At 71.1% G+C, this 26,415-nt stretch carries 25 protein-coding genes; 9 read left to right on the plus strand and 16 right to left on the minus strand.

What is annotated here, in order from left to right:
- Nucleotide 1: 1 nt before the first annotated feature.
- Together OG736_RS15540 and recO are read right to left on the minus strand one after the other, a co-directional pair.
- A complete protein-coding gene (locus tag OG736_RS15540) occupies nt 2–853 on the minus strand; it encodes an isoprenyl transferase (RefSeq protein ID WP_327182976.1) in 852 nt (283 codons plus the stop codon).
- 32 nt (nt 854–885) lie between these two features.
- The gene (gene recO / locus OG736_RS15545) at nt 886–1,635 is read right to left on the minus strand and encodes a DNA repair protein RecO (protein ID WP_062649449.1); all 750 of its coding nucleotides are present in this window, start codon (nt 1,633–1,635) and stop codon (nt 886–888) included.
- Between the two features lie 360 nt (nt 1,636–1,995).
- On the opposite strand from recO, the gene bla reads away from it, so the two are divergent.
- Nucleotides 1,996–2,781: a class A beta-lactamase gene (gene bla, locus OG736_RS15550; protein ID WP_327182977.1), complete on the plus strand. Its 786-nt coding sequence runs from the start codon at nt 1,996–1,998 to the stop codon at nt 2,779–2,781.
- A gap of 27 nt (nt 2,782–2,808) precedes the next feature.
- On the opposite strand, the gene OG736_RS15555 is transcribed toward bla, so the two are convergent.
- Genes OG736_RS15555 through OG736_RS15580 form a run of 6 tightly spaced genes read right to left on the minus strand, consistent with a single transcriptional unit; the run spans nt 2,809 to nt 9,409 of the window.
- Nucleotides 2,809–3,777 carry a hypothetical protein gene (locus OG736_RS15555; RefSeq protein WP_327182978.1) on the minus strand — a complete coding sequence of 323 codons (969 nt, stop codon included), beginning with the start codon at nt 3,775–3,777 and terminating at the stop codon, nt 2,809–2,811.
- 51 nt (nt 3,778–3,828) lie between these two features.
- Entirely contained in the window at nt 3,829–4,794 is a 966-nt protein-coding gene (locus tag OG736_RS15560) for an SCO2521 family protein (protein ID WP_327182979.1), read from the minus strand.
- Nucleotide 4,795: 1 nt separating this feature from the next.
- Nucleotides 4,796–5,806 (minus strand): SCO2522 family protein, encoded by a 1,011-nt coding sequence (locus tag OG736_RS15565; RefSeq protein ID WP_442817170.1) that lies wholly within the window; start codon nt 5,804–5,806, stop codon nt 4,796–4,798.
- Nucleotides 5,791–6,711 (minus strand): SCO2523 family variant P-loop protein, encoded by a 921-nt coding sequence (locus tag OG736_RS15570; protein ID WP_028806490.1) that lies wholly within the window; start codon nt 6,709–6,711, stop codon nt 5,791–5,793. The genes OG736_RS15565 and OG736_RS15570 overlap by 16 nt, the downstream gene beginning before the upstream one ends.
- A gap of 2 nt (nt 6,712–6,713) precedes the next feature.
- Entirely contained in the window at nt 6,714–8,573 is a 1,860-nt protein-coding gene (locus OG736_RS15575) for an SCO2524 family protein (protein WP_327182981.1), read from the minus strand.
- 50 nt (nt 8,574–8,623) lie between these two features.
- Nucleotides 8,624–9,409: an SCO2525 family SAM-dependent methyltransferase gene (locus OG736_RS15580; RefSeq protein WP_327182982.1), complete on the minus strand. Its 786-nt coding sequence runs from the start codon at nt 9,407–9,409 to the stop codon at nt 8,624–8,626.
- 177 nt (nt 9,410–9,586) lie between these two features.
- Here OG736_RS15580 and OG736_RS15585 point away from each other — a divergent pair, with 177 nt between their 5' ends.
- Nucleotides 9,587–10,048: a GNAT family N-acetyltransferase gene (locus tag OG736_RS15585; protein ID WP_327182983.1), complete on the plus strand. Its 462-nt coding sequence runs from the start codon at nt 9,587–9,589 to the stop codon at nt 10,046–10,048.
- A 31-nt stretch (nt 10,049–10,079) separates the two neighbouring features.
- Here OG736_RS15585 and OG736_RS15590 read toward each other — a convergent pair whose 3' ends face one another.
- The gene (locus tag OG736_RS15590) at nt 10,080–10,532 is read right to left on the minus strand and encodes a protein-tyrosine phosphatase family protein (RefSeq protein WP_327182984.1); all 453 of its coding nucleotides are present in this window, start codon (nt 10,530–10,532) and stop codon (nt 10,080–10,082) included.
- A gap of 80 nt (nt 10,533–10,612) precedes the next feature.
- Here OG736_RS15590 and OG736_RS15595 point away from each other — a divergent pair, with 80 nt between their 5' ends.
- On the plus strand, nt 10,613–11,212 hold the full coding sequence (locus tag OG736_RS15595; RefSeq protein WP_327182985.1) for a SigE family RNA polymerase sigma factor: 600 nt from the start codon (nt 10,613–10,615) through the stop codon (nt 11,210–11,212).
- Nucleotides 11,209–12,153, plus strand: coding sequence for a hypothetical protein (locus OG736_RS15600; RefSeq protein WP_327182986.1), 945 nt, complete (start codon nt 11,209–11,211; stop codon nt 12,151–12,153). The genes OG736_RS15595 and OG736_RS15600 overlap by 4 nt, the downstream gene beginning before the upstream one ends.
- Here the strand turns inward: OG736_RS15600 and OG736_RS15605 are convergent.
- The 5 genes from OG736_RS15605 to leuA form a co-directional block, all read right to left on the minus strand.
- Nucleotides 12,150–12,824, minus strand: coding sequence for a response regulator (locus tag OG736_RS15605; RefSeq protein WP_327182987.1), 675 nt, complete (start codon nt 12,822–12,824; stop codon nt 12,150–12,152). The genes OG736_RS15600 and OG736_RS15605 overlap by 4 nt on opposite strands.
- Nucleotides 12,821–14,128: a sensor histidine kinase gene (locus OG736_RS15610; protein ID WP_327182988.1), complete on the minus strand. Its 1,308-nt coding sequence runs from the start codon at nt 14,126–14,128 to the stop codon at nt 12,821–12,823. Before OG736_RS15610 ends, OG736_RS15605 begins: the two co-directional genes overlap by 4 nt.
- 68 nt (nt 14,129–14,196) lie before the next feature.
- A complete protein-coding gene (locus OG736_RS15615) occupies nt 14,197–16,284 on the minus strand; it encodes an MMPL family transporter (protein ID WP_327187615.1) in 2,088 nt (695 codons plus the stop codon).
- Nucleotides 16,285–16,443: 159 nt separating this feature from the next.
- The gene (locus tag OG736_RS15620; protein ID WP_327182989.1) at nt 16,444–17,139 is read right to left on the minus strand and encodes a TerB family tellurite resistance protein; all 696 of its coding nucleotides are present in this window, start codon (nt 17,137–17,139) and stop codon (nt 16,444–16,446) included.
- Nucleotides 17,140–17,325: 186 nt separating this feature from the next.
- Nucleotides 17,326–19,047 carry a 2-isopropylmalate synthase gene (leuA, locus tag OG736_RS15625; RefSeq protein ID WP_327182990.1) on the minus strand — a complete coding sequence of 574 codons (1,722 nt, stop codon included), beginning with the start codon at nt 19,045–19,047 and terminating at the stop codon, nt 17,326–17,328.
- Between the two features lie 366 nt (nt 19,048–19,413).
- Between leuA and OG736_RS15630 the strand changes: the two genes are divergently transcribed.
- From OG736_RS15630 to OG736_RS15645, 4 genes are all read left to right on the plus strand, one after another.
- Nucleotides 19,414–20,484, plus strand: coding sequence for a M4 family metallopeptidase (locus OG736_RS15630; RefSeq protein WP_327182991.1), 1,071 nt, complete (start codon nt 19,414–19,416; stop codon nt 20,482–20,484).
- A 21-nt stretch (nt 20,485–20,505) separates the two neighbouring features.
- A complete protein-coding gene (locus tag OG736_RS15635) occupies nt 20,506–20,772 on the plus strand; it encodes a protealysin inhibitor emfourin (protein WP_327182992.1) in 267 nt (88 codons plus the stop codon).
- 113 nt (nt 20,773–20,885) lie between these two features.
- Entirely contained in the window at nt 20,886–22,208 is a 1,323-nt protein-coding gene (locus OG736_RS15640) for a GH1 family beta-glucosidase (protein ID WP_327182993.1), read from the plus strand.
- Nucleotides 22,205–23,464 carry an MFS transporter gene (locus tag OG736_RS15645; protein ID WP_327182994.1) on the plus strand — a complete coding sequence of 420 codons (1,260 nt, stop codon included), beginning with the start codon at nt 22,205–22,207 and terminating at the stop codon, nt 23,462–23,464. Before OG736_RS15640 ends, OG736_RS15645 begins: the two co-directional genes overlap by 4 nt.
- Nucleotides 23,465–23,468: 4 nt before the next feature.
- Here the strand turns inward: OG736_RS15645 and OG736_RS15650 are convergent, their stop codons facing one another.
- Complete coding sequence (locus OG736_RS15650) at nt 23,469–24,326, minus strand: NAD-dependent epimerase/dehydratase family protein (protein ID WP_327182995.1); 858 nt, start codon at nt 24,324–24,326, stop codon at nt 23,469–23,471.
- 125 nt (nt 24,327–24,451) lie between these two features.
- Here OG736_RS15650 and OG736_RS15655 point away from each other — a divergent pair, with 125 nt between their 5' ends.
- Nucleotides 24,452–25,300, plus strand: a complete 849-nt coding sequence (locus OG736_RS15655) for a helix-turn-helix transcriptional regulator (RefSeq protein ID WP_327182996.1) — start codon at nt 24,452–24,454, stop codon at nt 25,298–25,300.
- A 15-nt stretch (nt 25,301–25,315) separates the two neighbouring features.
- Here OG736_RS15655 and era read toward each other — a convergent pair whose 3' ends face one another.
- Nucleotides 25,316–26,269 carry a GTPase Era gene (gene era, locus OG736_RS15660; protein WP_327182997.1) on the minus strand — a complete coding sequence of 318 codons (954 nt, stop codon included), beginning with the start codon at nt 26,267–26,269 and terminating at the stop codon, nt 25,316–25,318.
- Nucleotides 26,270–26,415: the final 146 nt, after the last annotated feature.

A 26,415-nucleotide genomic window follows, 5' to 3' on the forward strand; every position in this document is an offset into this window, starting at 1 on the left:
GCTAGGAGGTGACCTCCTGGTCCGGAGTCTTCCCCTCCATGGCCAAGAGTTCCTCATTCGTCACCGCGCCGCCGAAGCGACGGTCCCGGGACGCGAACTCGACGCACGCCCGCCACAGGTCACGGCGGTCGAAGTCGGGCCACAGGACGTCCTGGAAGACCAGCTCCGCGTACGCGCTCTGCCAGAGCAGGTAGTTGGAGGTGCGCTGCTCGCCGCTCGGCCGCAGGAACAGGTCGACGTCCGGCATGTCCGGGTAGTACAGGTACTTCGCGAGGGTCTTCTCGTTGACCTTCGACGGGTCGAGCCGGCCCGCCTTCACATCCTCGGCGAGCGCCTGCGCCGCGTCCGCGATCTCCGCCCGGCCGCCGTAGTTCATGCAGAAGTACAGGGTGAGACGGTCGTTGTCCTTGGTCTGCTCCTGGGCGACCTGGAGCTCCTTGGCGACCGACTTCCACAGCTTGGGCATCCGGCCCACCCAGCGCACCCGGATGCCGAGCTCGTCGAGCTGGTCGCGGGTCTTGCGGATGAAGTCGCGGTTGAAGTTCATCAGGAAGCGGACCTCGTCGGGCGAGCGCTTCCAGTTCTCGGTGGAGAAGGCGTACAGCGAGATGTTGCGCACACCCATCTCGACCGCGCCCTGCAGCACGTCGAGGACCTGCTCGGCACCGACCTTGTGCCCCTCGGTGCGCGGCAGCCCGCGCTCCTTGGCCCAGCGGCCGTTGCCGTCCATGACGATCGCCACATGCTCGGGGACCAGCTCGCCCGGGAGCTTCGGCGGGCGCGCGCCGGACGGGTGCGGCTCCGGCGTCCGGTACTCACGACGCTGCCGCCCCAGGAACCCGCGTACCACCATGTGCCTCTCGTCTCCTCTGGTTTTTCGCTTGCTTATTTCTCTACGTACCTGAGTGAGCGCAGCCCGCGCTCCAGGTGCCAGTGCAGATAGGCGGACACCAGCCCGCTGCCCTCCCGGACGTGCCGCGCCTCGCACGCGTCCGCCGTCTCCCAGTCTCCCGTGAGCAGCGCGCCCAGCAGGACCAGGGTCTGTGGCGAGGGTACGACGCTGCCGGCCACCCGGCAGTCGACGCAGACGGAGCCGCCGGCCGCGACGGAGAAGAACCGGTTGGGTCCCGGCATTCCGCACTTGGCGCAGTCGCCGAAGCTCGGCGCGTATCCGTTGACGGCCAGCGACCGCAGCAGGAACGCGTCGAGGACGAGGTGCGGGGCGTGCTCCCCGCGGGCCAGGGTGCGCAGCGCCCCGACGAGCAGCAGGTACTGCTGGACGGCCGGTTCGCCCTCGTGGTCGGTGAACCGCTCGGCGGTCTCCAGCATGGCCGTCCCGGCGGTGTAGCGGGCGTAGTCGGTCACGATCCCGCCACCGTAGGGAGCGATGATCTCGCTCTGCGTGCACAGCGGCAGCCCGCGTCCGACCAGTTCGCTGCTGCCCCGCGCGAAGAACTGCACGTCGACGTGGGAGAAGGGTTCGAGGCGGGCGCCGAACTTGGACTTCGTCCGCCGTACCCCCCGCGCCACGGCCCGCACCCGCCCGTGCCCGCGCGTGAGCAGCGTGATGATGCGGTCGGCCTCGCCGAGTTTCTGGGTCCGCAGGACGATGCCGTCGTCCCGGAAGAGACTCATCGGGCACCTCCGGGGGCGGCCTGCCGGGGGTGCGGCATGCCGCGGTCCGCCGCACCCGGCCGTCGGGTGGGGGGCACGGTGCCGTCGTCGCGGAACAGGCTCATGCGCCCATTCTCGCCTACACCGGAGGAGCGGTGTGCCCGCCTGCCGTGATCCCTCGGACGCTGCGCCCGCGACCGGGGACGGCGCAACCGACGGGAGCGGCGAGACGTCCGTGACAGAGGAGACCATGATCCTCGACGGACGGAGAGAACGATCTTAAGCTCGCACCTTTCCCCCAGGCCCTCCCGCCGCACCCTGCTGACGGCCGGCGCGGCCACCACGGCCGTCCTGCTCACCGCGGGACCCGCCGGGGCCGCCATGGACCCCGTCACCGACCGCCTGCGTGACCTCGAAGCCGGGCACGGCGCCCGCCTCGGCGTGTTCGCGTACAACGTCCGCACCGGGCGCTCGGTCCGCTACCGGGCCGACGAACGCTTCCCGGTCTGCTCCCTGTTCAAGACCCTGGCGGTCGCTGCCGTCCTGCGGGACCTGCCCGAGGGAACACTGGACCGCCGCGTCTTCTGGACGTCGACGGAGGTGGTGGAGAACTCCCCCGTCACCCAGGACCATGTGGCCGACGGCATGACGATCGCCGAGCTGTCCGCCGCGGCCATCCAGCGCAGCGACAACACGGCCGGCAACATGCTCCTGCGCGAGCTGGGCGGCCCCACGGCGATCACCCGCTTCGCCCGCTCCGTCGGCGACCGCGTCACCCGCCTCGACCGCTGGGAGCCGGAACTCAACTCGGCAGAGCCGGACCGGGTCACGGACACCACCACCCCCTATGCGATCGGCCGCACCTACGCGCGGCTCGTCCTCGGCGACGCGCTGGCCTCCGCCGACCGCCGACGCCTGACCGACTGGATGCTCGGCACGATCACCAGCGCCAACCGCTTCCGCGCCGGGCTCCCCCCGACCTGGACGATCGCCGACAAGACCGGCGGCGGCTGGTACGGCGCGAACAACGACGCCGGAATCGCCTGGACCCCGGACGGCGCCCCCGTCGTCCTGGTCGTCCAACTCACCAAGCCGGACCGGGAGGCGGCCTACGACAACGAACTGATCGTGGAGACGGCGAGGGTGCTGGCGGAGACGCTGGGCTAGGGCCGGGCAGGCCGCAGGCCACAAGCCCTAGGATCCGTCGGGCCTCAGCCGGACGCTGTCGGGAACGCCGTTCGGGGAGGTTCCCGGGGCGGCGGCCTCCCACAGCTGGTCGAACCGGCGGATCAGGGGCTGGACCTCGTCGGCTCGGGCGTTCACCGTCGTCGAGGTGTTCACGCTGAGCTGGTCCGCGTGGATCTCGTACGACAGCACCCCGTCGAAGACGATGCAGTCGATCATCTTGCCGCGCCGCAGGAACAGCGGGAGTTCCTCCAGGGCCACCACCTGGACCTGGATGCCCATCTCCCGCTGCTCCGCGCAGATCGGTTCCAGGGCGGCCAGTTCCTCGGGCCGCTTCACGATGAACAGGCGCCGGACCGAGATGCTCCGTTCGAGGATCGCCTCGCGCTGGGCGGTCAGATAGCGTCCGGCGGGCTCGGTGTTCCAGAACCCGTCGTCGACGACGGTGGTGCTGATGGCGTCGATGCTCGTCCTCGCGCACTTGGTGAGGGTCAGGAGCCAGTCGTGGTTCTCGCCCGCGCACTCGGCGCTGAGGTTGGTGAAGTCCTCCATCTGCGCGGCGAGACGGTCGATCTCCGTATGCGCGAACTCGTGCAGGATGTCGGGCCCCATGGCCACGACCTTGGTGGCGTGCTCGGCGAGCCGGGGCACCCCGTCGCCCCGCAGCTTCTCCACCTCGGTGAAGAGCTTCGTCGCCTCGCCTATGTCGGCGAACCGCTTGTCGACCGACTCCCTGAGATCGCCCAGCTGGCTGACGAAGGACGCCAGGAACTGCACGATCAGCACGATGCCGCCGCACAGCACGGACAGCACGAGCTGCCACGGGCCGTCCTCCTCGGACGGTCCGACGACATTGGTGAGCAGGTAGACGACGCCGCCCGCCACCACGGTGATCAGGATCTTCTGCGTCACGTGCCGGGCGCCCTCGCCGTCCCGGATCCGGTCGCCCCGGAAGTTCGGGTTCGTCGGTGCATGCATCTCTCTGTCTCCCCCCGTCGGGATGCTGCGCGAACAGATGTCGTGTTGCCGTCAGGACAGGGCCGGCACCTCACCCCGGACGAGGTTCTGCAGTGCCAGCTGGTCCCGGATGCGCTGTGCCATGGTGTTCCACTGTCTGCTGAACCCCGGGTGCCGCTCCAGCTCCTCCCAGGGCGGGCTCAGGGCCCGGTCCAGGCGCGCCCGGGGCATCCACAGGTGCAGCAGATGGTCGACGAGCGGACGCAGCACCTTCATCGCGGCCGCCTGGTTCTCGGAGCCGGGCGGCAGGCCGTCGAGCTTGTCCCCGACGGTCGTCAGCAGCCAGTCGTGCAGGGCGAGGTCCTCGCAGAGCGTGGCCGCCGCCACGGGTGTGGTCCCTCGCGGCAGCCGCAGTTCGACGATCCGCCGCCCTGAGCCGAGTTCGGTGAAGAGCGCCGACGCCGGCTCGCCGTCGTCGGCCGGTGACGCGGTCCAGCGCAGGCTGGTGTCGGTGGTGGTGAGCGGAGCGTCGTGGTCCAGGAGGTCGTGCCGGCGGGAGATCCTCGCCAGCAGACTCTCGGAGATCGAACCGACGTCCAGCCGGTCCTGCTGATGTCCGGTCAGGAAGCCCTCGGTGACGGACTTCTCGGGCAGCCTGCCGACCGGGACCAGGGAACCGGGCCGGACCAGGTAGTACCCCCAGGGCCGGCGCCGGTCGGGCCCGGTGGCCGGGGCGGAGAAGTACGCCGTCGACTGCAGGACGCGGCCCTCGACGAGCCCGGCGTGCGCGGCCACGGTGCCGACCGCGCGGACCTTGGCCCCGTCGGCGGTGGGCAGCCGGCAGTCGACGCCGGTGAGGACGTCCGGGGAGAGGGCGTGCCGGTTGGGGCGCCGCGAGGTCCGGACGGGTTCGTCGGCGCGCAGCCGCAGCAGCCGCACGGCGGTCCGCTCGTCCACCGCCCTGCGGGTGGGCAGCAGACAGGTCCGCACCTCACCGCAGATGAGGACGGGACCGGAGGTCGTGCCCAGGCCGCTCATGTCACAACCCCGGCGGGAACACGTAGGACGTGCGGTCCACGACCCCCGCGGGCACCGTGAAGCCCTCGGCGGCGGACCGCGCGGCGACCTGTCCGAGCGCCTCGGCCTCCACGTGGACCTGGTCGAGGATGACGCGTACGGCGTGCTCAACGGGCAGGAACCGGGTCGGCAGGACGCTGCACGTGACGTAGGCGGTGAAGGGCGTCGCGGCGGGGTTGAGCTGGAGGACGGGCGGCAGCGCGTCCCACTCGGCCGGGAACTCCGCACCCTGCCACCGGGTGGGGGTCAGCACGGCCGCGCCGTTGTCCCGCAGCAGCCCGAGCCGGACCAGCTGCCAGACGGAGGCCAGGAAGGCGCAGGACCAGGTGCGCGCGTCCTCGGGCCCGTTCCACAGTTCGACGTCCAGGAACACGGAGTGGCCGCGGGCCTCGGTCTCGCTCGGCGGCTGCCAGACGCCGGTGGAGTCCAGGGCGGCCGAGGTCCGCTGGGAGGGGGTGCGGCGGCCGTTGGTGAGCCAGCCGGTGCGGCCGACGGGCGGACGGAAGCCGTTGCTGCCGGGCGGCGGGGACTCCACCAGCCGGTGCAGGACGGACTCGGCCGGTCGGGCCCGGTCGCGGTGGTCGGAGCCGCCGGGGCCGGGGGCGGGGCCCGCGCAGCCCGACTCGCGGGCCAGGTAGTCGATGGTGAGCCCGGCCTCGGCCGCCGCGTCCAGGAGGGGCGGGATCAGCTCGGCGGGGGTGGCCAGCCGGGAGAAGTAGTCGTCGATCAGGAAGCAGGTGCTGATCCGGGGCCGGCGGCCCGGCGGCAGCGGACCGAGACCGGCCCGTGCGGCCTCCACCCAGGGCCGTACGCCGGCGAAGTGCCGACGCAGCCGGGCGGCCCCCTCGGCGAAGTCCTCCATGTACAAGTGGCCTAATTCCAGGGAGAGATGGGAGAAGGGCACGGATTCGGTGCGCGGGTCGGCGCTGCTCTCCCGGAAAACGGTGCCCGGCCCGTTCACAACTGCCCCCAGAACTTGTCGTCGGTCAGCCGCTGCGCGAGATCCCCGATGGCCTGCCAGGTCTCGTTGTTGGCGATCCGACGGTCGTGCACGTCCTCGTCGGTGATGAGGCGTTCCTGCCACTGCAGGACGGGTTCCAGCGGAATGGACGCCAGCACCCGGGTTCTGCCGATGCCTCGGCCGGCCGCGAGTTCCTCGAGTTCCTTGTCGCACTGCCGCATCCACGCGTACTGCGCGGGCGACACCTGGGACCACAACGGCGACTCGAGATCGGGCACCGCGGCGCGGACGAACCTGATGGCGCCGCCCAGCACGTCGGGGTCGTGTCCGATGGCCGTACCGGCTTGCACTATCCCCTGTTTCCCGAATACGAGTTCGGCCGCCGCCATGACGTGCTGGCGGGTCCACCGGTGATAGACGAGCCAGCGGTTCTTGAGGCGGCCGAGCCCGCCTCGGGGCGAGGTGGCGGCGAGAGCCAGGTCCATCGCATAACTGCGTCCGGCGCTCAGGTCGATGATGATGACGTCGAATTCGCGTTTCAGCCGAAGGACGAGGTCCACACAGCGGTGCAGGTTCTCCTCGTCGGTGACGAATTCACCGGCCGTGCGGTCTCCGGGCAGCAGTACCAGCCGCCCTGAGCCACCGGGCCTGCCGCGCAGCACGGGGTGTTCGGTGCGCGCCCAGACGTCGACCCGCAGCGGCTCGCCCGTCTTGCCCTTCAGATACGAGTGCAGGCCGCGCCCCTCGGCCTCGGAGAGGACGTCGGGCAGGTCGAACACGGCGGCGGCGGTGGGCGAGCCGAAGTCGAAGTCCAGGTAGCAGACGTCGTCCCCGTCCAGCGCGCGGTGATACGCGAGGTTGGCGCTGGTGACGGAGCGGCCGGTGCCTCCCTTGTCGGAGGCGGCGAAGACGAGCACCTTCACACCCCCCGGGCGTCTGCGCCCCGGGCGCGGGCCAGGGCGTAGAGCCGGGCGAGGACGCCGAGGGCGAGCGCGTGGGCGGTGCCGGGCTGTTTGTCGACGAGCTGACGGGCACGACGCAGGTCGGCCTCGATGCCCTTGATCTCTTCTCCCTGGGGACTCTTGGGAGCGGGAGCGGGCTGCTCCAGCTGCTCCTTGCCGAACAGGTGGGCGGCCTCGCTGAGCGCCGCCTGGGCGAGGGCGGTCATCTCGGAGCTGCGGATCGGGTCCTGCGCGTAGAGGGCGTGCGCGGCGACCATGCACTCGGTGACGCGCTCGGTGATGCTCCAGGACAACGGCCCTGTGCGGACCGGGGATTCGGGGTACACGGCGTGCACGTTGTCCCACAGGCCGACACCCTCGCCGTCGCTGACGCGACGCGCCCAGAGGTGGTCGAGGATGTTCTCGGCGAGCGTGAGCAGACGGTCCTGCGAGCCGATGTTCCGGGACAGCGCGCACAGTTGGACGGTCCGCTTGAGCAGCTGCGCGGAGAAGTCGCCCATCGTCCACTTCATGGCCGGGCCGATCTCCTCACTGCCCAGCAGCGGGAGGGTGACCCCGGGGTTGTGCAGACCGATCGCCGGGTCCTCACGGGCCGTGCGGCTGGTGATGCGGCCGCGTTCGGCGAGGCGTTCCATGACGGCGACGGTGCGGGTGAGGTCGTCGTCGGTGGCCCGGCGGCGCACCAGGTCGTGGACGAGGATCGAGGCCACGGACAGGGAGAAGTACTCGGACTCCAGCTGCTGGAGCGTGGTGCGCCAGGGGATCTCCTCGAGCGGCCAGGTGGCGGCGTCGAAGCGGGCGATGCCCGACCAGTACTGCTGGGTGATCTCCCAGCGCAGCCGCAGCGCGTCGGCCAGCTTCTGCTGTTCGGCGGTGAGCAGGCCGAGGACGAGGGTGCGCTCGGAGGACAGGTCGGGAATGCCGTCGAGGGCGACGACGGTGAAGTACAGGTACGGCACGGCGTGGGCGACGCCCTGGGGCTGCTTGCCGATGTCCTGGGCGGTCTGCGCCTCGACCTCGACCTCGGGTGCGTCCTTCACCAGGCTCCAGGCCCAGCCGCACTCGAACAGCCGGTTCTCGTTGCGGAGTTGGTCGGCGACATCGGTGTCGAGGCCGAGGGTGACGCTCTCGCTGATGAGGGCGCGCAGCGACTTGAACCGGTCCTGGAAGCGTTGCAGGACCTGACGGTCGGACAGCCGGCCCCGGCCGAGCAGCCGGGCGAGCGCCTGCCCCTGGTCGGAGGCGATGTCGACGACGTTGACGGTGAAGGAGCGCAGCAGGCTCACCATGGCCGCGGTCAGGCGGGCACTGGTCGCCTCTCTCAGCTTGTCGATGCGGGCGAGGGTGCTGGCCCGCTGGGTCTTGCCCCGGTACACCTTGAGGAAGCCGAGGGTGGCCAGGCAGAGCGTGATCGACATGGAGTAGGAGTCGACGACTCCCACTTCCTCCTGCTCCTTGGAGAGTTCGTGCTCCGGGTTCTCCGGGGCGAAGTAGTAGCCGCCCGCGAAGGTCGGACTCTCCTCGCCGCGGTGGTTCTCCATGAAGTCGCCGAGAATCTCGAGGAGGTTCATGGGAATCTCGCTGGAGTCACCCGCGTTCCTGAGGGCCCGCTCCACGTCCAGCTGGGTGGTGTCGGGGTCGTCCAGACGGAACGGTTCGATTTCGGTGGCGGGGTACAGAAGGCAGAGCAGGCGCTCCGCGTCGGCGACGCTGCTGCGGCCGCCCCATTCACCCCATTGCCATTCTCCGTTGTCGAAAGAATGACGAGCGATGGCCTGCCACACCTCGAGCAGGTTCTGTCTCGGCTTGATCTGCATGCCCATTCCCCTCGCACAGGCCCGTCACCATGTAGAAGAACTCCGACATCTTATTCGTCGCGTCGCTCTTTACGTTGCCCGCACGCCAGGATCATACCGGTGTAGCCGTCCCGTACAAGCTGCTTCGGATTGGCCGTGCGGTGAATCTCCACATGGTCCGCGTATCCGCTGAGAACCGCCCGGACTTCGGATTCGTCGATATCACGGGCGGGAAATGTGTGAGAACCGACGCGATACCCTTCGGAATGTTCCATGAAGGCGGCGGCGAAAGGTGCCCCGGAATCCAGGGCGTTCATGAAACACCCCACCCCTCGCCGGAATTCGGCGAGCGAGGTGGTGATGGACTCGGCGACGAAGAACATCGTGCCGAGGTCCCAGCGGCGCGTATCGGCGCAGAGATCGAAGAGACTGCCCGACTCGGGCTGCTGGACGGCCTCCTTGAACCGGACCCTGGGCGTCATGCCGAGCGTGGCATATGCCTCGTCCTTGCACAGGACGTTCCAGAACTGATCCCAGTGCGGGTCGTAGTCGGGGCACTGCCTCCGGAGATACTCGAGATTCCGGGCGGACCGCTCCAGCAGCGTGATCCGGTCGCACCAGGGAAGCATGGCGAGGGCCGGATAGAGATTGGGTCCGGCGCCGACGTCGATACCGGAAGCCACCCGCCCACGACCTCGGAAGTGATCACTGAAGTGATCGCGCACATGGGAGAGGATCTCCTCGTCCACGGCCTGCATCTCGAGGTAATTGTGGCTGATGTAGGTGCCGGGATCGAAGTCGTCCCAGAGCACGTCATCATTCAGCTTTTGGTCAGCGGCGGACGGTCCCGAGGTCATGATTCAGCGTAGCAGGATGCATGGGTCTTGAAGGAGTGGGTGCGCAGAGCAATGATGGAGATCAGGTACGCAAATCGCACTGGCTGCAATTCGATTTGTCGACATTCACAAGGGGACGGTATGACTCCTCTTCCCGGAGATCGTTTTCCGTCGGGCATCGGTTCGATAATGAGCCAGATGTCCGGAGAAAGACCCTTACGGATCAGAGCGGTCACCGAGGCGGATCTACCCCATATCGTGCGCCTCGATGCCGACGCGTTCCCCCACGGCCCCTACCCCTACTTCGTCCTGCGCCAGCTCCTCGCCGCCTACGCCGACCTCGTGTACGTCGTGGACGACGGCACGGATCTCTACGGATACGTGCTCGCGACCTCGCCGAACGACGCGCAGAGCTGGGTTCTCAGCCTCGCCATCACCCCTGGGCTGCGCGGAAAGGGTCTCGGCCGGCAACTGATGACGAAACTGCTCGGCCTGCTACGGACGAAGGGCGCCCATTCCGTCCGGCTCTCCGTGGAGCCGCGCAACGACTCGGCCATCGCGCTGTACCGCTCCCTGGGCTTCGTCCCGGATCCCGGCGGGCCCCGCGCGGACTACTTCGGCCCGGGCGAGGACCGTCTCCTCATGACGCTCACCCTGTGAAACTCACCCTGCAGCGCTCAACCTGTGACGCTCACTCGGTGAGCCCCCCGAACCCCCGCACGTACCTGCGCTGCCAAGGCGTCTCCACCGCGCGTCGGTCGTAGTGGCGGCGGACGTAGTCCACCGCCTCGTCCGCCGGTACGCCGTCCAGGACCGCCACACAGGCCAGGGCCGTTCCGGTGCGGCCGCGGCCGCCTGCGCAGGCGATCTCCACGCGTTCGTCGGCCGCGCGGCGCCACGCCTCGGTGAGGGTCGCGTGGGCCTGCGCGCGGTCGCTCGGGAGACGGAAGTCGGGCCAGCGGAGCCAGCGGGACTCCCAGGGCGGCCGTGGGGGCCGCGCGCCGAGGAGGTAGACGCCGTACGCGGGGGTCGGGGCCGTACGGTCGAGCGGGCGGCGCAGGCCGCGGCCGCGGATCAGGCGGCCGGACGGCAGCAGGAGCACCCCGGGGTCACCCTCACGCCAGACCCACGCGTCGTTTCTCATCTCCCCATTCGAACGCGGTCACGGGGGACGGGCAACCGATTCGGCGCAACCGGTGGTCTGGAGGGCGAGGAGGGTGCTTGATGCAGGCCGAACAAGAAGACCGGTTCCAGGAGTTCGTCAGAGCCCGGTGGTCCCGGCTCGTACGGACCGCGTATCTGCTCACGGGGGACGTCCACCACGCGGAGGACCTGACGCAGACCGCGCTGGCCAAGGCGTACCGGTCGTGGCGGCGGATCTCGCGCAGCGACAACCCGGAGGCGTATGTGCGGCGGATGCTGGTCAGTTGCAACAGCGACCGGTTCCGCAAGCGGCGGGTCACCGAGGCGCTGACCGCGGCGCCGCCGGAGCGGGCGGGGCGCGACGAGGGCGCGGGGCGGGTGGAGGAGCGTGGCTCCCTGCTCGCCGGGCTGGCCCAGCTGCCGCCGAAGCAGCGGGCGGTGGTGGTCCTGAGGTACTGGGAGGACCTGTCCGAGGCGGAGGTGGCCGAAGTGCTCGGCTGCTCGCCCGGCACGGTCAAGAGCCAGGCGTCGAAGGGGCTCGCGAAGTTGCGTATGAACCCGGGGCTGGCCGCCGACCGCACGGTTTCCGGTGGTCGGGAGCAGAGTCAGGGTCAGGGCCCTCAGGGTCGGGGCCACAGTCACGTTCCGATCCATGGTCAGGTTCAGGGAGGCAGCAGGTGAACGGGGCGGGAGAGCAGGCGGACCAGGGGGATTTCGGGTTCGAGGAGCGGATGCGTGAGCTGCTCGCCGAGGACGCGTACACCATCCAGCCCTCGTCGGCGCCGTATCCGGCGATCCGGCGGCGTGGACTGGCCGAGCGGCGGCGGCGCGTGGCGCTGACCGGGGCGGCGCTGATGACGCTGGCCGCGGTGCCCGTCGGGGCGTACGCCGTGGCCGGGGGGAACGGGGGGCGGGGCGCGGACACGGCGGCACCCAAGCCGTCGGTCAGCGCCCCGCACAGCCCGGCCGGGAGCCCGGCCGCGACACCGGGCGGCACGGCGGGCGGGCCCGCTCAGCCGGCCACGGACGGGCAGTTGCTCGACGGGATCACCTTCGCGCAGGCGGCGGACGGGCTGAAGAAGTGCCTGGCCGCCGAGGGCGGGCCGCCCGGGAGCGCCGCGGATCTGGGCGAGGCCGAGGACTACCGGATCATCCTGGCGATCAAGAGCACCGGAGACTCCAACGCCCCCGGCGACGGCATCTACGTCACCGCGGTGGAGGAGCGGTCCGCGGGCCGCTGGGTGGTCTGCTCCATCAAGGACGGTGTGGCCTCGGGCATCAGCGCCGGCACGATCGACACCGGGGTGCCGGGCACGGGCCCGGTCGTGGTCGACAGCAACGGCGAGCAGCTGTACCAGCAGTCGTTCATGGACAAGGGCAGGTGGAAGCTGCCGTTCAGGTGGGGAATGATCGGCACCGTCGAGGCGTCGGTGGCCGAGGTGACCGTCTCCTACGGCGACGGCAGCCCCGTGACCGCGACCCTGGACCACGGCTGGTTCGCCGTCGCCGGTCTGCTGAACCAGCAGGTCACGCTGGCCCCGCACATCAAGGGCTACGACGGCTCAGGCAAGCTGGTCTACGACTCCGACCAGGACGGGACGTACCAGCGCACGCTGCCCTAGGGCGCGCTCGGCCCCGGTGTCACCAGCCCCGACTCGTAGGCCACGATGACCAGTTGGGCCCGGTCCCGGGCGCCCAGCTTGCCCATGATCCGGCTGACGTGGGTCTTCGCGGTGAGCGGGCTGAGACCCAGTTCCTCGGCGATCCCGGCGTTGGTCAGGCCGCGGGCGACCAGGGCCAGCACCTCGCACTCCCGTTCGGAGAGGCACTCCGGGCCGCCCACCGTCGGCGGTCCGGAGGGGCCGCGCAGGAACTGGGCGATCAGCCGGGCGGTGGGCCCCGGCGACAGCAGCGCCTCGCCCGCGGCGACCGTGCGGATGGCGTCCAGGAGGTCGGCGGGCCGGGTGTCCTTCACCAGGAATCCGGCCGCCCCCGCGCGCAGTGCCTCGACGATGTTCTCGTCGGTGTCGTACGTGGTCAGGACGAGGACGCGTACCCCGGCCAGCTCCTCGTCGGCGGCGATCAGCCGGGTCGCCTCGATGCCGTCGAGGTCGGGCATGCGGATGTCCATCACCACCAGGTCGGGGCGTTCGCCGCGGGCCAGCGCCACCGTCTCCCGGCCGGTGCCGGCCTGCCCGACCACCCGCATGTCCGGCGCCGACTCGACAAGCATCGCGAACGCCTCCCGTACGAGGGTCTGGTCGTCGGCGAGCAGCACTCTGAGCGGCTTCATCGGTCCTTCCCGTGCGGCAGTACGGCGCTCACCTCGAAGCCCTTCCCGTCGTCGCGCGGTCCGGCCTCCAGCGTGCCGCCGACGCTGCGCGCCCGCTCCCGCATCCCGACGATCCCGAAACCGGGCGCACGACCGCCTTCCACCGCACGGCCGCCTCCCCCCGCGCCGCCTCTCCCCATGCCGCCGTCTCCCCCCGTGTCCACGCCCGCTCCGTCGTCGGTGACCCTGAGCCGCAGGGCGTCCTGCTCCTCGTACACCCGGACCCGGACCCCGACCCCCGCCGTCAGGTCGTCCGGCCCGCCGTCCCGGCCGCCGTGCCGCACCGCGTTCGTCAGCGCCTCCTGGACGATCCGGTAGGCGGCCGCGCCGACCGCGGGCGGTACCTCCCCGGACCGTACCGTCAGTTCGACCCGCGCACCGGCCGCACGGGCCGTCTCCGCGAGGTCGGGCAGACCGTGCAGGCCGGGGAGCGAACCCCGGGCGTCCGGTGTGCCGAGGTCGCGCAACACCTCCAGCGTCGTACGGAGTTCGCCGCGCGCGCTGCGACAGGTCCCGGCGATGTCGTCGAGGGCCTTGGCGACGGCCGCGCGGTCCAGGCGGTCGGGATCGGCGGCCAGGACGTGCGCGGCGACGGAGGTCTGCACGCCGATCAGGGTGATGGTGTGGGCGAGCAGGTCGTGCAGGTCACGGGCGATGCGCAGGCGTTCCTCGGCGACGCGGCGGCGGGCCTCCTCCTCCCGGGTGCGTTCGGCGCGCTCGGCGCGCTCGACGATGGCGGCGACGTACCGGCGGTAGTAGCGGACGTCGATGCCGCAGAAGAGGACGGCGATGATCCAGCCGGAGATCCGCAGGAGCTCCAGCGCCTCGTCCGGGTTGGTGAGGGCGTTGATGATCAGTGCCGGGCCGAGGACGGCGCACCCGGTGATCAGTGTCCGGCGCACCGTGCCGGTCGCCGCGACCGTGTAGAGCGCCACCATGGTCGCGGGGACGGGCGCGGCGTGGTTGTTGTCGAGGGCGTGGTACGGGACGACGCAGACCACCACCGCGAGCAGGGCCGGCACCGGACGGCGGCGCCGCCACGCGAGGGGCACGTTCGCGGTGAGCAGCAGCGTCCAGCCCAGCGCGTCGGGCCGGGGCCCGTCGACGCCGAGCAGGGCGAGGGCCGTGGCGAGGGCGGTCGTCGCCACGGCCAGCAGTACGTCGTTGCGGGTGCCGTGCGGGGCGGTGCGGGGGTCGCGGTTGATCGCCGCCATGATCCGCTCGCCCGGACGGGGCCGCGCCCTTGCCGTCGTGGTCTCCTGCACGGGTTCATCCTGCGGCACGGGGGCGCCCCTCCGGGAGAGGAGGGGCGCCCCGTCGGTCGACGAGCGGCTCACACCGGCTCCGTCTGCCGCTCCGGCCGGCCCGGCTGCTCGGGCCGCGCCGTCTCCGGCGCCCGCGACAGCCGCCCCGGCCACCACACCTTGCGTCCCAGCGCCACGCTCGCGCTGGTCACGAGATAGGTGCGGACGAGGAACGTGTCCAGCAGCACCCCGACCGCGATCACGAAGCCCAGCTCGACGAGTTGGACGAGCCCCATGTTCGTCAGCACGGCGAAGGTCGCGGCGAGGACGAGGCCGGCGGAGGCGATGACCCCGCCGGTCGTGCGCAGCGCGGTCAGCGCCGCGGCGACGGGATCGGCGCCGCGCATCGACTCCTCCCGCATCCGGTGCATGAGGAAGATGCCGTAGTCGACACCGAGGGCGACCAGGAACACGAAGGACAGCAGCCCCAGCCCCGGATCCGTGCCCTCGAAGCCGAACACCGGCCCGAACATCAGCCCGCCCAGGCCGAGCGCCGCGCCCCACACCGCGACCACGGCGGCGACGAGCATCAGCGGCGCGACGAGCGACCGCAGGAGCGCGATCAGGATGAGCAGGACGGAGACGAGGACGAGCGGCACGACGACCAGCCGGTCGCGGGCGTTGGTGTCCACCAGGTCGATCTGCTGGGCGCTCGGCCCGCCGACGTAGGAGCCGGTCAGGCTGTCCCGCAGTGCCTCGATGGTCGCCGTCTCGGCCGCGGACTGCGGTGGTGCGGCGGCGGTCACCGTGATCTCCGTCCAGCCTTCTCCGGTACGGCCCTGCCGTACGTCGGCGACGCCGTCCGTGTCCCGGATCGCGGCGAGGGTGGCCTCGGTCCGGCCGGCCGGGGTCATCACCTCGATGGGCTGGGCGGACTGCTCCGGGAAGGCCTTGGCCAGAGTCCCCATGGCGACGACCGACTCGGGCCGGTCGACGAAGGAGTCCTGCTGCTTGACCGCGCCGGGCAGGTTCAGCGCGCCCAGCGCGAGCGCGCCGAGCAGAACGGCGCCGGCCGCCAGGACGGTCCGCGGACGCCGCCCGGCCGAGGTGCCCATCGCGGCGAACAGCGACCGGCGGACCTTGGGCGTGCTGCCGTAGGCGGGCACCAGCGGCCAGAACACCCGGCGGCCCAGCAGGACGAGGAGCGCGGGCAGCAGGGTCAGCATCGTGACGAGCGCGCACAGCACGCCCACCGTGCCCAGCGGTCCCATGCCCCGGTTGGAGTTGAGGTCGGCGGCGAGCAGGCACAGCAGTCCGGCGGCGACGGTCCCGGAGGAGGCCAGCACGGCCGGCCCGCAGCCGCGCAGCGCGGCCAGCATGGCGTCGTACGGGCGCTCCACGCGCCGCAGTTCCTCCCGGTAGCGGGAGACGAGCAACAGCGCGTAGTCCGTCCCCGCGCCGAACACGAGGATGGTCATGATGCCCGAGCTCTGTCCCGACACCGTGGTGCCGAAGCCCTGGTTGAGGCCGTAGGCGACGCCCATGGACAGGTAGTCGGCGATCCCGGCCACGACGAGCGGCACCAGCCACAGCACCGGGCTGCGGTAGATCAGGATCAGCAGGACGGCGACGACGCCCACGGTGGTGTAGAGCAGTGGCCCGCCGAGCGAGTCGTAGACCTTGGCGGCGTCGGTGGCCAGCGCCCCCGTCCCGCCCACCTCGACGGTCAACCCGCCCTCGCTGTGGGCGACTTCGCGTACGTCCTCGACGAAGGCGTCCCGTTTCTCCTCGTCGGTGCCGGGCTCGTTGGTGGCGACCGGGTACATGAGCGTGGCGCCGTCGGCGGACGGGACGCCTCGCGGGGCCCCGGTCAGCGCGTGGTCCCCGGCGACCTGTGCGACCTGCTCCCGCGCCGTCGTCCGGTCGGCGGCGGTCAGGCCGCCGTCGCGGTGGTAGACCAGCACCAGCTCGGTGCTCTCACCGCCGGGCAACTGCTCCTGGAGCCTCGCGACCCTGGTCGAGTCGGCGCTCGCCGGCAGGTAGTCGGTGACCCGGTCGTGCTGTACGTCGGCGAGCTTGGCGGCGAACGGCGAGGCGAGCGCGAGCACGCCCACCCACAGCGCGAGCACCACCCAGGGGATGGCACTGCGCCGGCTCTTCGCCTTCCCGGCCCCCATGAAATCTCCGGCCCCCATGTGCGGGCCCTCCCTTCGGCACGGCTGTCTGGTTGCGCTCTCCAGACTTCCGGTACGCGGGGGGCGGATCGTCGCGCGTGAGGGCGAGTTCGGGAGTACTGCCGGGGGTGGCCGGGCGGGGGGACTACTCCCTGGGGAGTATCAGGACGGCGTCCGGGCCGCGACCAGCAGGCGGGTCACGTCCTCCGCGCGGATCGTCAGGGCCGCGCCCACCGTCGTGAGGACCTCTCGCTCGGCCGGGGTGTACGGGCCGTCCGCGAGGGCGATGCGGGCGCCCTGGAGCAGGATCGATTCGCGGCCGACCGCGGCGAGGTGCGGGGCGAGCGGGTCGAGTGCCTCGTGGAGCTCTATGGCGAGACCCGCGCCGTACGGTTCGCCGTAGTTCTGACCGGTGTCGGAGGCGACGGCGGCGACGAGCGCGGCGAGCTGCTCCTCCGTGCAGTCGGTGAAGCCGGCCGCACGCACGGCGCCCGCCGCCGTCTCCAGGGACGTACGGGAACAGGTGCCGCCCGCGGACAGGACCGCGAGGGCGACGGTGTGGACGGCGTCGCGGAGCATCGCCGAGAAGCGGATGGTGGTGGGGTGGTCGAGGACGTCGGTGCCGAAGTGGCGGCGGCAGGCCGCGCACTCGACGACCGGGCCGGTCTCGCCGCGTGGCACGACCGGCATGCCGAGGAGGGTGAAGCGGCGGTGGCCGGTCAGCCGCTGGTAGTTGCGGTCGCCTCCGCAGCCTGGGCAGAAGAACTCACCGTCGCCCGCGGGCGTCCACGCGGTGCGGGTCCCCAGGATGCGGGCAAGCCCGGTGACACGGCCGTCACGTCCCCGTTCTGGCAGCACGTCGCACCTCCGTAACCCCGCGGCAACATCGCCGCACGCCTCCGTGATGTTAGCCACATCCATGAGGTGTAGTCAGCACCCAGGACGAGACCTTCCCGTGACCTCCATACGGTGATGGCCGATAAACGACGGGGCCCCGACCGCCGTATACAGCGGTCAGGGCCCCGAAAGTCCCGGTCAGGCCGGTCAGCGGGTCGCGCGGTTGACGGCGGAGACGACCGCCTTCAGCGACGCACGCGTCGTGTTCGCGTCGATGCCGATCCCCCACAGGATCTTGTCGTCGATCGCGCATTCGATGTAGGAGGCGGCCTGCGCGGAGGCGCCCTCGCTCATCGTGTGCTCCTGGTAGTCCAGCAGGCGTACGTCGATGCCGACGGACTCCAGGGCGTTGAAGAAGGCCGAGATCGGACCGTTCCCGGTGCCGGTCAGGACAGTGTCCTCGCCGTCGACCGTAGCCTCGACGGTCAGGGTGTCGACGCCGTCGGTGTCGGTCGTGGACTGGCCCGCGCGGACCTGGATGCGGCCCCAGGGGTTCTCCGGGTTCGGCAGGTACTCGTCCTGGAAGACCGACCAGATGGCGCCGCCGGTGACCTCGCCGCCCTCGGCGTCCGTCTTCGCCTGGATGAGCTTGGAGAACTCGATCTGCATGCGGCGCGGCAGGTCCAGCTTGTGGTCGTTCTTCAGGACGTACGCGATACCGCCCTTGCCGGACTGCGAGTTGACGCGGATGACGGCCTCGTAGGAGCGGCCGACGTCCTTCGGGTCGATCGGCAGATACGGGACCGCCCACTCGATGTCGTCGACGGTGACGCCCTTGGCCGCCGCGTCGGCCTCCATCGCGTCGAAGCCCTTCTTGATGGCGTCCTGGTGGGAGCCGGAGAAGGACGTGTAGACCAGGTCGCCCACGTACGGGTGGCGCGGGTGGACCTCCATCTGGTTGCAGTACTCCCACGTACGACGGATCTCGTCGATGTCGGAGAAGTCGATCTGCGGGTCGACGCCCTGGGAGAACAGGTTCATGCCCAGGGTGACCAGGTCGACGTTGCCGGTGCGCTCGCCCTGCCCGAACAGACAGCCCTCGACGCGGTCGGCGCCGGCCATCAGCGCCAGCTCGGCGGCGGCGACGGCCGTGCCGCGGTCGTTGTGCGGGTGGACGGAGACGCAGACGTGCTCGCGGCGGGAGAGGTTGCGGCTCATCCACTCGAAGCGGTCGGCGTGGGTGGACGGCGTGGAGCGCTCGACGGTGGCCGGCAGGTTCAGGATGATCTCGCGGCCCGGGCCGGGCTGCCAGACGTCCATGACCGCCTCGCAGACCTCCAGGGCGAAGTCCAGCTCGGTGTCGGTGAAGATCTCGGGGCTGTACTGGTAGCCGAACTCCGTCTCGGGGCCCAGCAGCTTCTCCGCGTACTCGACGACCAGACGGGTGCCGTCGACGGCGATCTGCTTGATGTCGTCCTTCGAGCCGCGGAAGACGACCCGGCGGAACACGGGGGCCGTGGCGTTGTACAGGTGGACGGTCGCCCGCTTGGCGCCCTTCAGGGACTCCACGGTCCGCTCGATCAGGTCCTCGCGGGCCTGGGTCAGTACGGAGATGGTGACGTCGTCCGGGATCGCGCCCTCTTCCTCGACGATCGAGCGCACGAAGTCGAAGTCGGTCTGGCCGGAGGCGGGGAAGCCGACCTCGATCTCCTTGTAGCCCATCTTGACCAGCTGGTCGAACATCCGGCGCTTGCGCTCGGGCGACATGGGGTCGATCAGGGCCTGGTTGCCGTCACGCAGGTCGGTGGAGAGCCAGCGGGGGGCGACGGTGATCCGGTTGTCGGGCCAGGTGCGGTCGGCGATGTCGACCTGGTCGTACTGTCCGTACTTGTGGATCGGCATGTGGCTGGGCTGCTGGCGGTTCGCCATGGGGCGTGGGCTCCTCGGGGTGACCGGAGAATCTCCGGGCGGAAGGACGGCCGACGCGCAACACCAAGCACCGCGGGGAGGGGGTCGGCCTCGACTACAGGCCCTCGCCGCGGCAGCTAAGGAGAAGCAGCCCGAAATGCATAGTGCTCGGCAGCCTAGCGGAGCCGCTCTGGTCGCGCGGGTTCGTTCCAGTATGCGGGACCGGCGGGATGAACCATAGGAAAAGGTACAGAACGTGCGCCACGCCACTCGTCACCCCTCCGCCATACCACCCGGCCCCGCAGATCAGGCCCCTATGTCACCGTATTTCACCAATCATGGTTGCCGGTGGTGACAGCCGCGTAACGCAGTGCAAGGGTGCCGGGCATGACGACTCACGGGGGCTTCGAGCCCGTCTTCTGCACCGTCGTACCGCCACACGTCCTCGACCGGCTGGCGCGCAACGACAACCCCGCTCTCTCCGGTCCCGCCCGCCGCACCATCCTGCGCGACAGCGAGCTGCGCGCCCTGCGCCAGGTGAACACCGAGTACGGCCTCCTGGCCGCCCCGACGGCGAAGGCACCGTCGGACCAGCCGCTGCGCACGATCTACGACGCCGAGCACGGCACCTCGCTGCCCGGCACCAAGGTCCGCGCCGAGGGCCAGGACCCCGGCCGGGACGCCACCGTCAACCGCGCCTACTCCGGGCTCGGCGCCACTTTCGACCTGTATCTCAAGGCCTACCGGCGCCACTCGATCGACGGCGACGGCCTGGCCCTCGACGCCACCGTGCACTACGACGAGGGCTACAACAACGCCTTCTGGAACGGCGAGCAGATGGTGTTCGGCGACGGCGACGGCGAGATCTTCGTCGACTTCACCAACTCCATCGACGTCATCGGGCACGAGCTCACCCACGGCGTCACGCAGTACACGGCGAACCTGACCTACAACGGCCAGCCGGGCGCCCTCAACGAGTCGATGTCCGACGTCTTCGGCTCGCTCATCAAGCAGTACTCCCTCGGCCAGACCGCCGCCGAGGCCGACTGGCTGATCGGCGCGGGCCTGCTCGCCCCGGCCGTCACCGGCACCGCCCTGCGCTCCATGAAGGCGCCGGGCACCGCGTACGACGACGACGTCCTCGGCAAGGACCCGCAGCCCGCGACGATGGACGAGTACGTCCGCACCGGGCGCGACAACGGCGGCGTCCACATCAACTCCGGCATCCCCAACCACGCGTTCTACCTGGCCGCCACGGCCCTCGGCGGCTACGCCTGGGAGAAGGCCGGGCAGATCTGGTACGACGTCCTGACCGGCGGCGAGCTCTCCGAGCGGGCCTTCTTCACCGACTTCGCCAAGCTGACGGTGCAGGCCGCGCGTGAGCGCTTCGGCAGCGGCGGGGAGGAGCTCCAGGCCGTGGAGAAGGCGTGGGAGCAGGTGGGGGTGCGGATTCTCTGAGTCCGTAATAGACAGGGACCCATGCGTATTCAGGTGAGTCGCACGGGCGGGTTCGCGGGCATCGAGCGCCGTGCCGAGGTGGACACCTCGGGACGGCCCGACGCCCACGAGTGGCGCGCCCTGGCCGAGCGGGCGGTCGCCGCCGGCCGGGGCGCGCCTTCGGTCGGCGTACCGGACGGCTTCAGCTACGAGATCACCGTGGACGGCAGGACGGTGTACGCGGCCGATCCCCGACTCACGGAGGAGCAGCGCGAGCTGATCTCACGGGTGCTGAAGGAAGGGGCCTGAGGGGCGCGCGGGGGGCTTTCGGGAGGCCTGCGGGGCGCTTACGGACGGGGCATAACTGGCAGTTCACGCCGGGACGTTGACTTCCTTACCCAGCGGTAAGGATGATCCCGCCCATGGCGAACGATCCGCGCGACGCGGCGAACCCGATGCCCCGGTTTCCGGCAGACTTCCTGTGGGGCGTGTCCACCTCCGCGCATCAGATCGAGGGCGCGGCGGACCAGCGCGAACCTTCGGTCTGGGACACCTTCACCGCCGCGCCGGGACGGGTGAAGGACGGCTCCACGGCGGCGGTGGCCTGCGACCACTATCACCGCTACCCCGAGGACGTGGCGCTCCTGTCGGGCCTCGGCGTGGACGCCTACCGCTTCTCGGTCTCGTGGCCGAGGGTGAACTCGCCCGGCGGTCTCGACTTCTACGACCGGCTCGTCGACGAACTGTGCGCGGCCGGCGTCCGCCCGGTCCCCACCCTCTTCCACTGGGACCTGCCGGTCCGGCTCGACTGGCTGGAGCGGGACACGGCGGCCCGGTTCGCCGAGTACGTGTCGGTGGTGGCCGGGCGTCTCGGTGACCGCGTGACGAAGTGGATCACCCTCAACGAGCCCGCCGAGCACACCCTGTTGGGGCACGCCCTCGGCACCCACGCGCCCGGCAGGCAGCTGCTGTTCGACGCGCTCCCGGCCGCCCACCACCAGCTGCTGGGACACGGTCTCGCCGTCCAGGCACTGCGCGCGGCCGGCGCCACGGACATCGGCATCGCCAACTCGCACGGCCCGACCTGGCCGGCCTCTCAGGAACCCGCCGACGTGGAGGCGGCCGCCTTCTACGACCTCCTGCTGAACCGGCTGTTCGCGGAGCCCGTGCTGCTGGGTGAATACCCGGATGGACTAGGCGAGTTGATGCCGGGGGACGTCCAGGCCGACCTCAAGGTGATCTCGGAGCCGCTCGACTGGTACGGGATCAACTACTACGCCCCGACGAAGGTGGGCGCCCCGCAGGGCACGGAGATCGAGTTCGGCGGCATCCGCATGCCGGCCGAACTGCCCTTCTCCGTGCAGCAGATAGAGGGCGTCCCGGTGACGGACTTCGGCTGGCCGGTCGTCCCGGAGGGCCTGACGGAACTCCTGACCGCCTTCCGCGACCGTTACGGCGACCGGCTCCCCCCGATCGTCATCACGGAGAACGGTTGCAGCTACGACGGCGTGGACGACCAGGAGCGCATCGCCTACCTGGACGGTCATATCCGCGCCCTGCACCGGGCCGTGGAGGCGGGCGTCGACGTGCGCGGCTACTTCGTGTGGTCGCTGCTGGACAACTTCGAGTGGGCGGAGGGGTACGAGCGCCGCTTCGGCCTGGTCCACGTGGACTTCGAGACCCAGGCCCGGACCCCGAAGGCGTCGTACGCCTGGCTGCGGGACGTCCTGCGGGCGCAGAGATGACGACGGCGGACAGGGCCCCGGTGGCCGCGCTGGCCGAGCCCGTCGAGCGGGTGGGCCGGGGCTGGACATCGGCCCTGTCCCTCGCCAACGGAGCGATCTGGGTGGGCTGGTACGGCCCCCTCCAGATCCTGCTGGCCTCCCAGGCCGAGGACTTCGCGCCCGGCTCGGGCATGTCGAAGGAGACCGTGCTGGCCTGGGTGACGGGCGTGGGCGCGGTGGTGTCCCTGGCCGCGAACCCCCTCTTCGGCGCGCTGTCGGACCGGACGACCTCCCGCCGGGGCCGCCGTACGCCGTGGATCGTGGCGGGAACCGCGGGCGGCGCCCTCTCGCTGCTGCTGCTCGCCGGAGCGGACGGCGTCTGGACCATGGCGGCGGGCTGGTGCCTGGTCCAGCTGACGCTGAACGCGGCCTTCGCGGCGGTGACGGCCGCCGTCCCCGACCGGGTCCCCCGGCTCCAACGGGGCTCGGTGGGCGGCTGGCTGGGCGCCGCGCAGATCCTCGGCGTGGTCGGCGGCACCGGGCTCGCGACGGCCGCCGGGGGCGTCGGAGCGGGGTACGTGGCGTGCGCGGTGTTCACGACGCTGGGCGTGCTGCCGTACGTGCTCCGGTACGAGGATCTGCGGCTGGCCGAGGAGGACCGGCCGGCGTGGTCCTGGCGGGGCTTCGCGGCCGGGTTCTGGCTGAGCCCGCGCGCCCACCCCGACCTGGGGTGGGCGTGGCTGACCCGCTTCCTGATGAACCTGAGCAACGCGCTGGTGCTGCTGTACCTCCTCTACTACCTGCGCGACCGCCTGCACCACTCCGACCCCGAGCAGGGCGTGCTGATCCTGACCGCGGTGAACGGGCTGACGCTGCTCGCCACGGTGGTCGTCGGGGGCGCCTGGTCGGACCGGGTCGGCAGGCGCAAGCCGTTCGTGATCTGGTCCGGCGTGCTGATGGCGGTGGCGACGGCGGGACTGGCGGTCTGGCAGACCTGGCCGGGCGCGATCGTCGCGGCGGCGGTGCTGGGCATCGGCTTCGGCGTGTTCACGTCGGTCGACTTCGCGCTGATGACGGACGTGCTGCCGAAGGCCGGGGACCGGGGCAAGGACCTGGGCGTCATCAACGTGGCCAACGCCCTGCCCCAGGTCGCGGCCCCCGCCCTCGCCGCGCCGATCGTCACCTACCTGGGCGGCTACCGGGTGCTGTACCTGGTGGCGGCGGTCGTCGGGCTGGCGGGGGCGGTGCTGGTGGGGCGGATCCGGGGGGTGGACTGACCCGTCAGAGGGCTCCGGCGTCCCGGGCCGCGTAGACGCTGGGGTACAGCGGGCGGAAGCCGAGTTCGCGGCGGATGCGTTCGGTGGAGGTCAGCTGGAAGAACGGGTCGGGGTCGGTGCGCTCGTAGAGCTCGGCGGGCACGTCGACCCCGTTGAGCTGGTGCAGTTCGACCGCCGTGACGGGGGCGTCGTCGGCGATGTTGTAGGCCCGCCCGGCGGCTCCCGGCGCGTGCAGGAGACGCAGCAGTCCCTGGGCGACGTCCACGTGATGGACCATGTGCAGCCGCTGGGCCGCCGCCCAGTTGCCGGCCCACATCAGCGACTGGGCGAGGTGCGGATCGCCCTCGCCGTAGACGAAGGCGAGGCGGCCGACGCGCACGTCCAGGCCGTCCAGCGCGAACAGCTCCCGCTCGGCCACCCCCTTCGCCTCGGGGTAGGCGCCCCACATCGCGCCGCCGCCGGGCCGGACCTCGTCGTCCTCGACCAGCGGGCGGCCCCGCCCGAGGCCGTACACCAGTCCCGTGCTGACCTGCACGAAGCGCCGCACACCCGAGGCCAGCGCGGCGCGGCCCAGTTCCACCGCCGCGTCCCGGTTGACGGCCCACGCCTCCTCGTCCGGCACCCCGCGGAAGGACGCCGCGACATTCACGACCGCGTCCACCCCGGCCACCGCCTTGCCGAGCACCTCCGCGTCCCGCAGATCCCCGAGCACGACCTCGGCGCCCAGCTCCGCGAACCGCTCCCCCCGTGCCGCGTCCCGGACCAGGACCCGCACCCTCTCCCCCGCCGCGGCCTGCGCCAGCAGCCTCGGCACGAAGCGCCGGCCGACCTGTCCCGTCGTACCCGTCACCAGTGTCAACATCGTCAGTCACTCCTCTTGGTCGGTGCCACCAGCCTCGGACGGAGCCGGGACGACCGGGAGAGACCCGTCGATCAGGGGACCGGCAGTCCCTGGCTAAGACGGCCGGCCTGCCGCAGCCTGGAGGGGTGAACCGAACCGAACTCGCCGACTTCCTGCGCCGTGGCCGGGCCCGTCTGAACCCGTCGGACGTGGGTCTGACGCCGGGGGCCCGCCGCCGTACGCCCGGACTGCGCCGCGAGGAGGTGGCCCAGCTGGCGGGCATGTCGGTCGACTACTACACGCGCCTGGAACAGTGCCGCGGTCCGCGCCCGTCCCGTCAGATGCTCACGGCGCTGGCCCGCGCCCTGCGCCTCACCGACGACGAACGCGACCACCTGTTCCATCTGACCGGCGAGGAGCCCCCGCGCCGCGAGACGGCGTCGGCGCACGTCCCACCCGGCCTGATGCTGATCCTGGACCGCCTGCACGACACACCGGCGCAGGTCGTGACCGACTGCGGCGAGGTCCTGGCCCAGAACGCGATGGGCAGGGCGCTGACCCGCGATGTGATGTCACGCCCCCGGCGCGAGCGCAACCTGCTCCGTCTCTACTTCCTGGATCCGCAGGCCCGCAGCCTGTTCCCGGCGGAGGACCGGCCGGACCACGCCCGCGCCCAGGTGGCCAACCTGCGCGCGGTGACCGCCGCCCGCCCCGACGACCCCGAACCGGCCGCGCTGGTCGCCGAACTCCGGGCATCGAGCGAGGAGTTCGCCCGCCTCTGGGACGAACACGAGGTGTCCCTGCGCCACAAGGCGACGAAACGCTTCCTGCACCCGCTGGTCGGCCTGCTGGAACTGGACTGCGAGGTCCTGCTCAGCCACGAGCACCACCAACTCCTGGTCATCCACACGGCCCGCCCGGGCACGGAGGCCTACGAACGGCTCCAGTTGCTCCGGGTGGTGGGGTTGCAGGACATGTCCCCGCAGGCCGTCTGAAAGCCCCTGACGGCCTCAGAACCCCAGCTTGCGCAGCTGCTTCGGGTCGCGCTGCCAGTCCTTCGCGACCTTCACGTGCAGGTCCAGGAAGACAGGCGTGCCCAGCAGTGCTTCGATCTGCTTGCGGGACTTGATGCCGACGTCCTTCAGACGGTTGCCCTTGGGGCCGATGATGATGCCCTTCTGGCTGGGGCGCTCGATGTAGATGTTCGCGTGGATGTCGAGCAGCGGCTTGTCCGCCGGACGGTCCTCGCGCGGGAGCATCTCCTCGACGACCACCGCGATGGAGTGCGGGAGCTCGTCCCGGACGCCCTCCAGCGCCGCCTCGCGGATCAGCTCGGCGACCATCACCTGCTCGGGCTCGTCCGTCAGGTCGCCCTCGGGGTAGAGCGGCGGGCTCTCCGGGAGCATCGGGGCGAGCAGGTCAGCCAGCAGTCCGACCTGCTGGTCGCCGACCGCCGAGACCGGCACGATCTCCGCCCACTCGAAGCCCAGCTCCTTGCCGAGCTGGTCGATGGCGATGAGCTGCTCGGCGAGCGTCTTGGAGTCCACGAGGTCGGTCTTCGTCACGACCGCGACCTTCGGCGTCCGCTTGATCCCGGCCAGCTCCTTGGCGATGAAGCGGTCGCCGGGGCCCAGCTTCTCGTTGGCCGGCAGGCAGAAGCCGATGACGTCCACCTCGGCCCAGGTGGCGCGCACGACGTCGTTGAGCCGCTCGCCGAGCAGGGTGCGCGGCTTGTGCAGGCCCGGCGTGTCGACCAGGATCAGCTGGGCGTCCGGGCGGTGCACGATGCCCCGCACCGTGTGCCGGGTGGTCTGAGGTCGGTTCGAGGTGATCGCCACCTTCTTCCCGACCAGAGCGTTCGTGAGGGTGGACTTGCCCGCGTTGGGACGGCCCACGAAGCAGGCGAAGCCGGCGCGGTGGATGGCCTCGGCCGACTGCTCGGATGACTGGTTACGAACGCTCATGGCCCCCATTCTCCCTGATCCACGAAGCCCCGCCGCACACACGAGCGGCAGTGCCCTCCACCGTGAGCTCCCGGAAACCTCCACGCAACGAAACGTCACGGAAACACACCTGTACGCGACCGGAAACCGGAAGCGGTGAACCTCTG

This window comes from Streptomyces sp. NBC_01334, assembly GCF_035983595.1.
Taxonomy (GTDB): domain Bacteria; phylum Actinomycetota; class Actinomycetes; order Streptomycetales; family Streptomycetaceae; genus Streptomyces; species Streptomyces coriariae.

Coding starts and splice junctions, on each gene's coding strand:
- OG736_RS15540 (WP_327182976.1), bottom strand. CDS start 853: ATGGTGGTACGCGGGTTCCTGGGGCGGCAGCGTCGTGAGTACCGGACG.
- recO (WP_062649449.1), bottom strand. CDS start 1,635: ATGAGTCTCTTCCGGGACGACGGCATCGTCCTGCGGACCCAGAAACTC.
- bla (WP_327182977.1), top strand. CDS start 1,996: ATGGACCCCGTCACCGACCGCCTGCGTGACCTCGAAGCCGGGCACGGC.
- OG736_RS15555 (WP_327182978.1), bottom strand. CDS start 3,777: ATGCATGCACCGACGAACCCGAACTTCCGGGGCGACCGGATCCGGGAC.
- OG736_RS15560 (WP_327182979.1), bottom strand. CDS start 4,794: ATGAGCGGCCTGGGCACGACCTCCGGTCCCGTCCTCATCTGCGGTGAG.
- OG736_RS15575 (WP_327182981.1), bottom strand. CDS start 8,573: ATGCAGATCAAGCCGAGACAGAACCTGCTCGAGGTGTGGCAGGCCATC.
- OG736_RS15580 (WP_327182982.1), bottom strand. CDS start 9,409: ATGACCTCGGGACCGTCCGCCGCTGACCAAAAGCTGAATGATGACGTG.
- OG736_RS15585 (WP_327182983.1), top strand. CDS start 9,587: ATGTCCGGAGAAAGACCCTTACGGATCAGAGCGGTCACCGAGGCGGAT.
- OG736_RS15590 (WP_327182984.1), bottom strand. CDS start 10,532: ATGAGAAACGACGCGTGGGTCTGGCGTGAGGGTGACCCCGGGGTGCTC.
- OG736_RS15595 (WP_327182985.1), top strand. CDS start 10,613: ATGCAGGCCGAACAAGAAGACCGGTTCCAGGAGTTCGTCAGAGCCCGG.
- OG736_RS15605 (WP_327182987.1), bottom strand. CDS start 12,824: ATGAAGCCGCTCAGAGTGCTGCTCGCCGACGACCAGACCCTCGTACGG.
- OG736_RS15615 (WP_327187615.1), bottom strand. CDS start 16,284: ATGGGGGCCGGGAAGGCGAAGAGCCGGCGCAGTGCCATCCCCTGGGTG.
- leuA (WP_327182990.1), bottom strand. CDS start 19,047: ATGGCGAACCGCCAGCAGCCCAGCCACATGCCGATCCACAAGTACGGA.
- OG736_RS15630 (WP_327182991.1), top strand. CDS start 19,414: ATGACGACTCACGGGGGCTTCGAGCCCGTCTTCTGCACCGTCGTACCG.
- OG736_RS15635 (WP_327182992.1), top strand. CDS start 20,506: ATGCGTATTCAGGTGAGTCGCACGGGCGGGTTCGCGGGCATCGAGCGC.
- OG736_RS15640 (WP_327182993.1), top strand. CDS start 20,886: ATGGCGAACGATCCGCGCGACGCGGCGAACCCGATGCCCCGGTTTCCG.
- OG736_RS15645 (WP_327182994.1), top strand. CDS start 22,205: ATGACGACGGCGGACAGGGCCCCGGTGGCCGCGCTGGCCGAGCCCGTC.
- OG736_RS15650 (WP_327182995.1), bottom strand. CDS start 24,326: ATGTTGACACTGGTGACGGGTACGACGGGACAGGTCGGCCGGCGCTTC.
- era (WP_327182997.1), bottom strand. CDS start 26,269: ATGAGCGTTCGTAACCAGTCATCCGAGCAGTCGGCCGAGGCCATCCAC.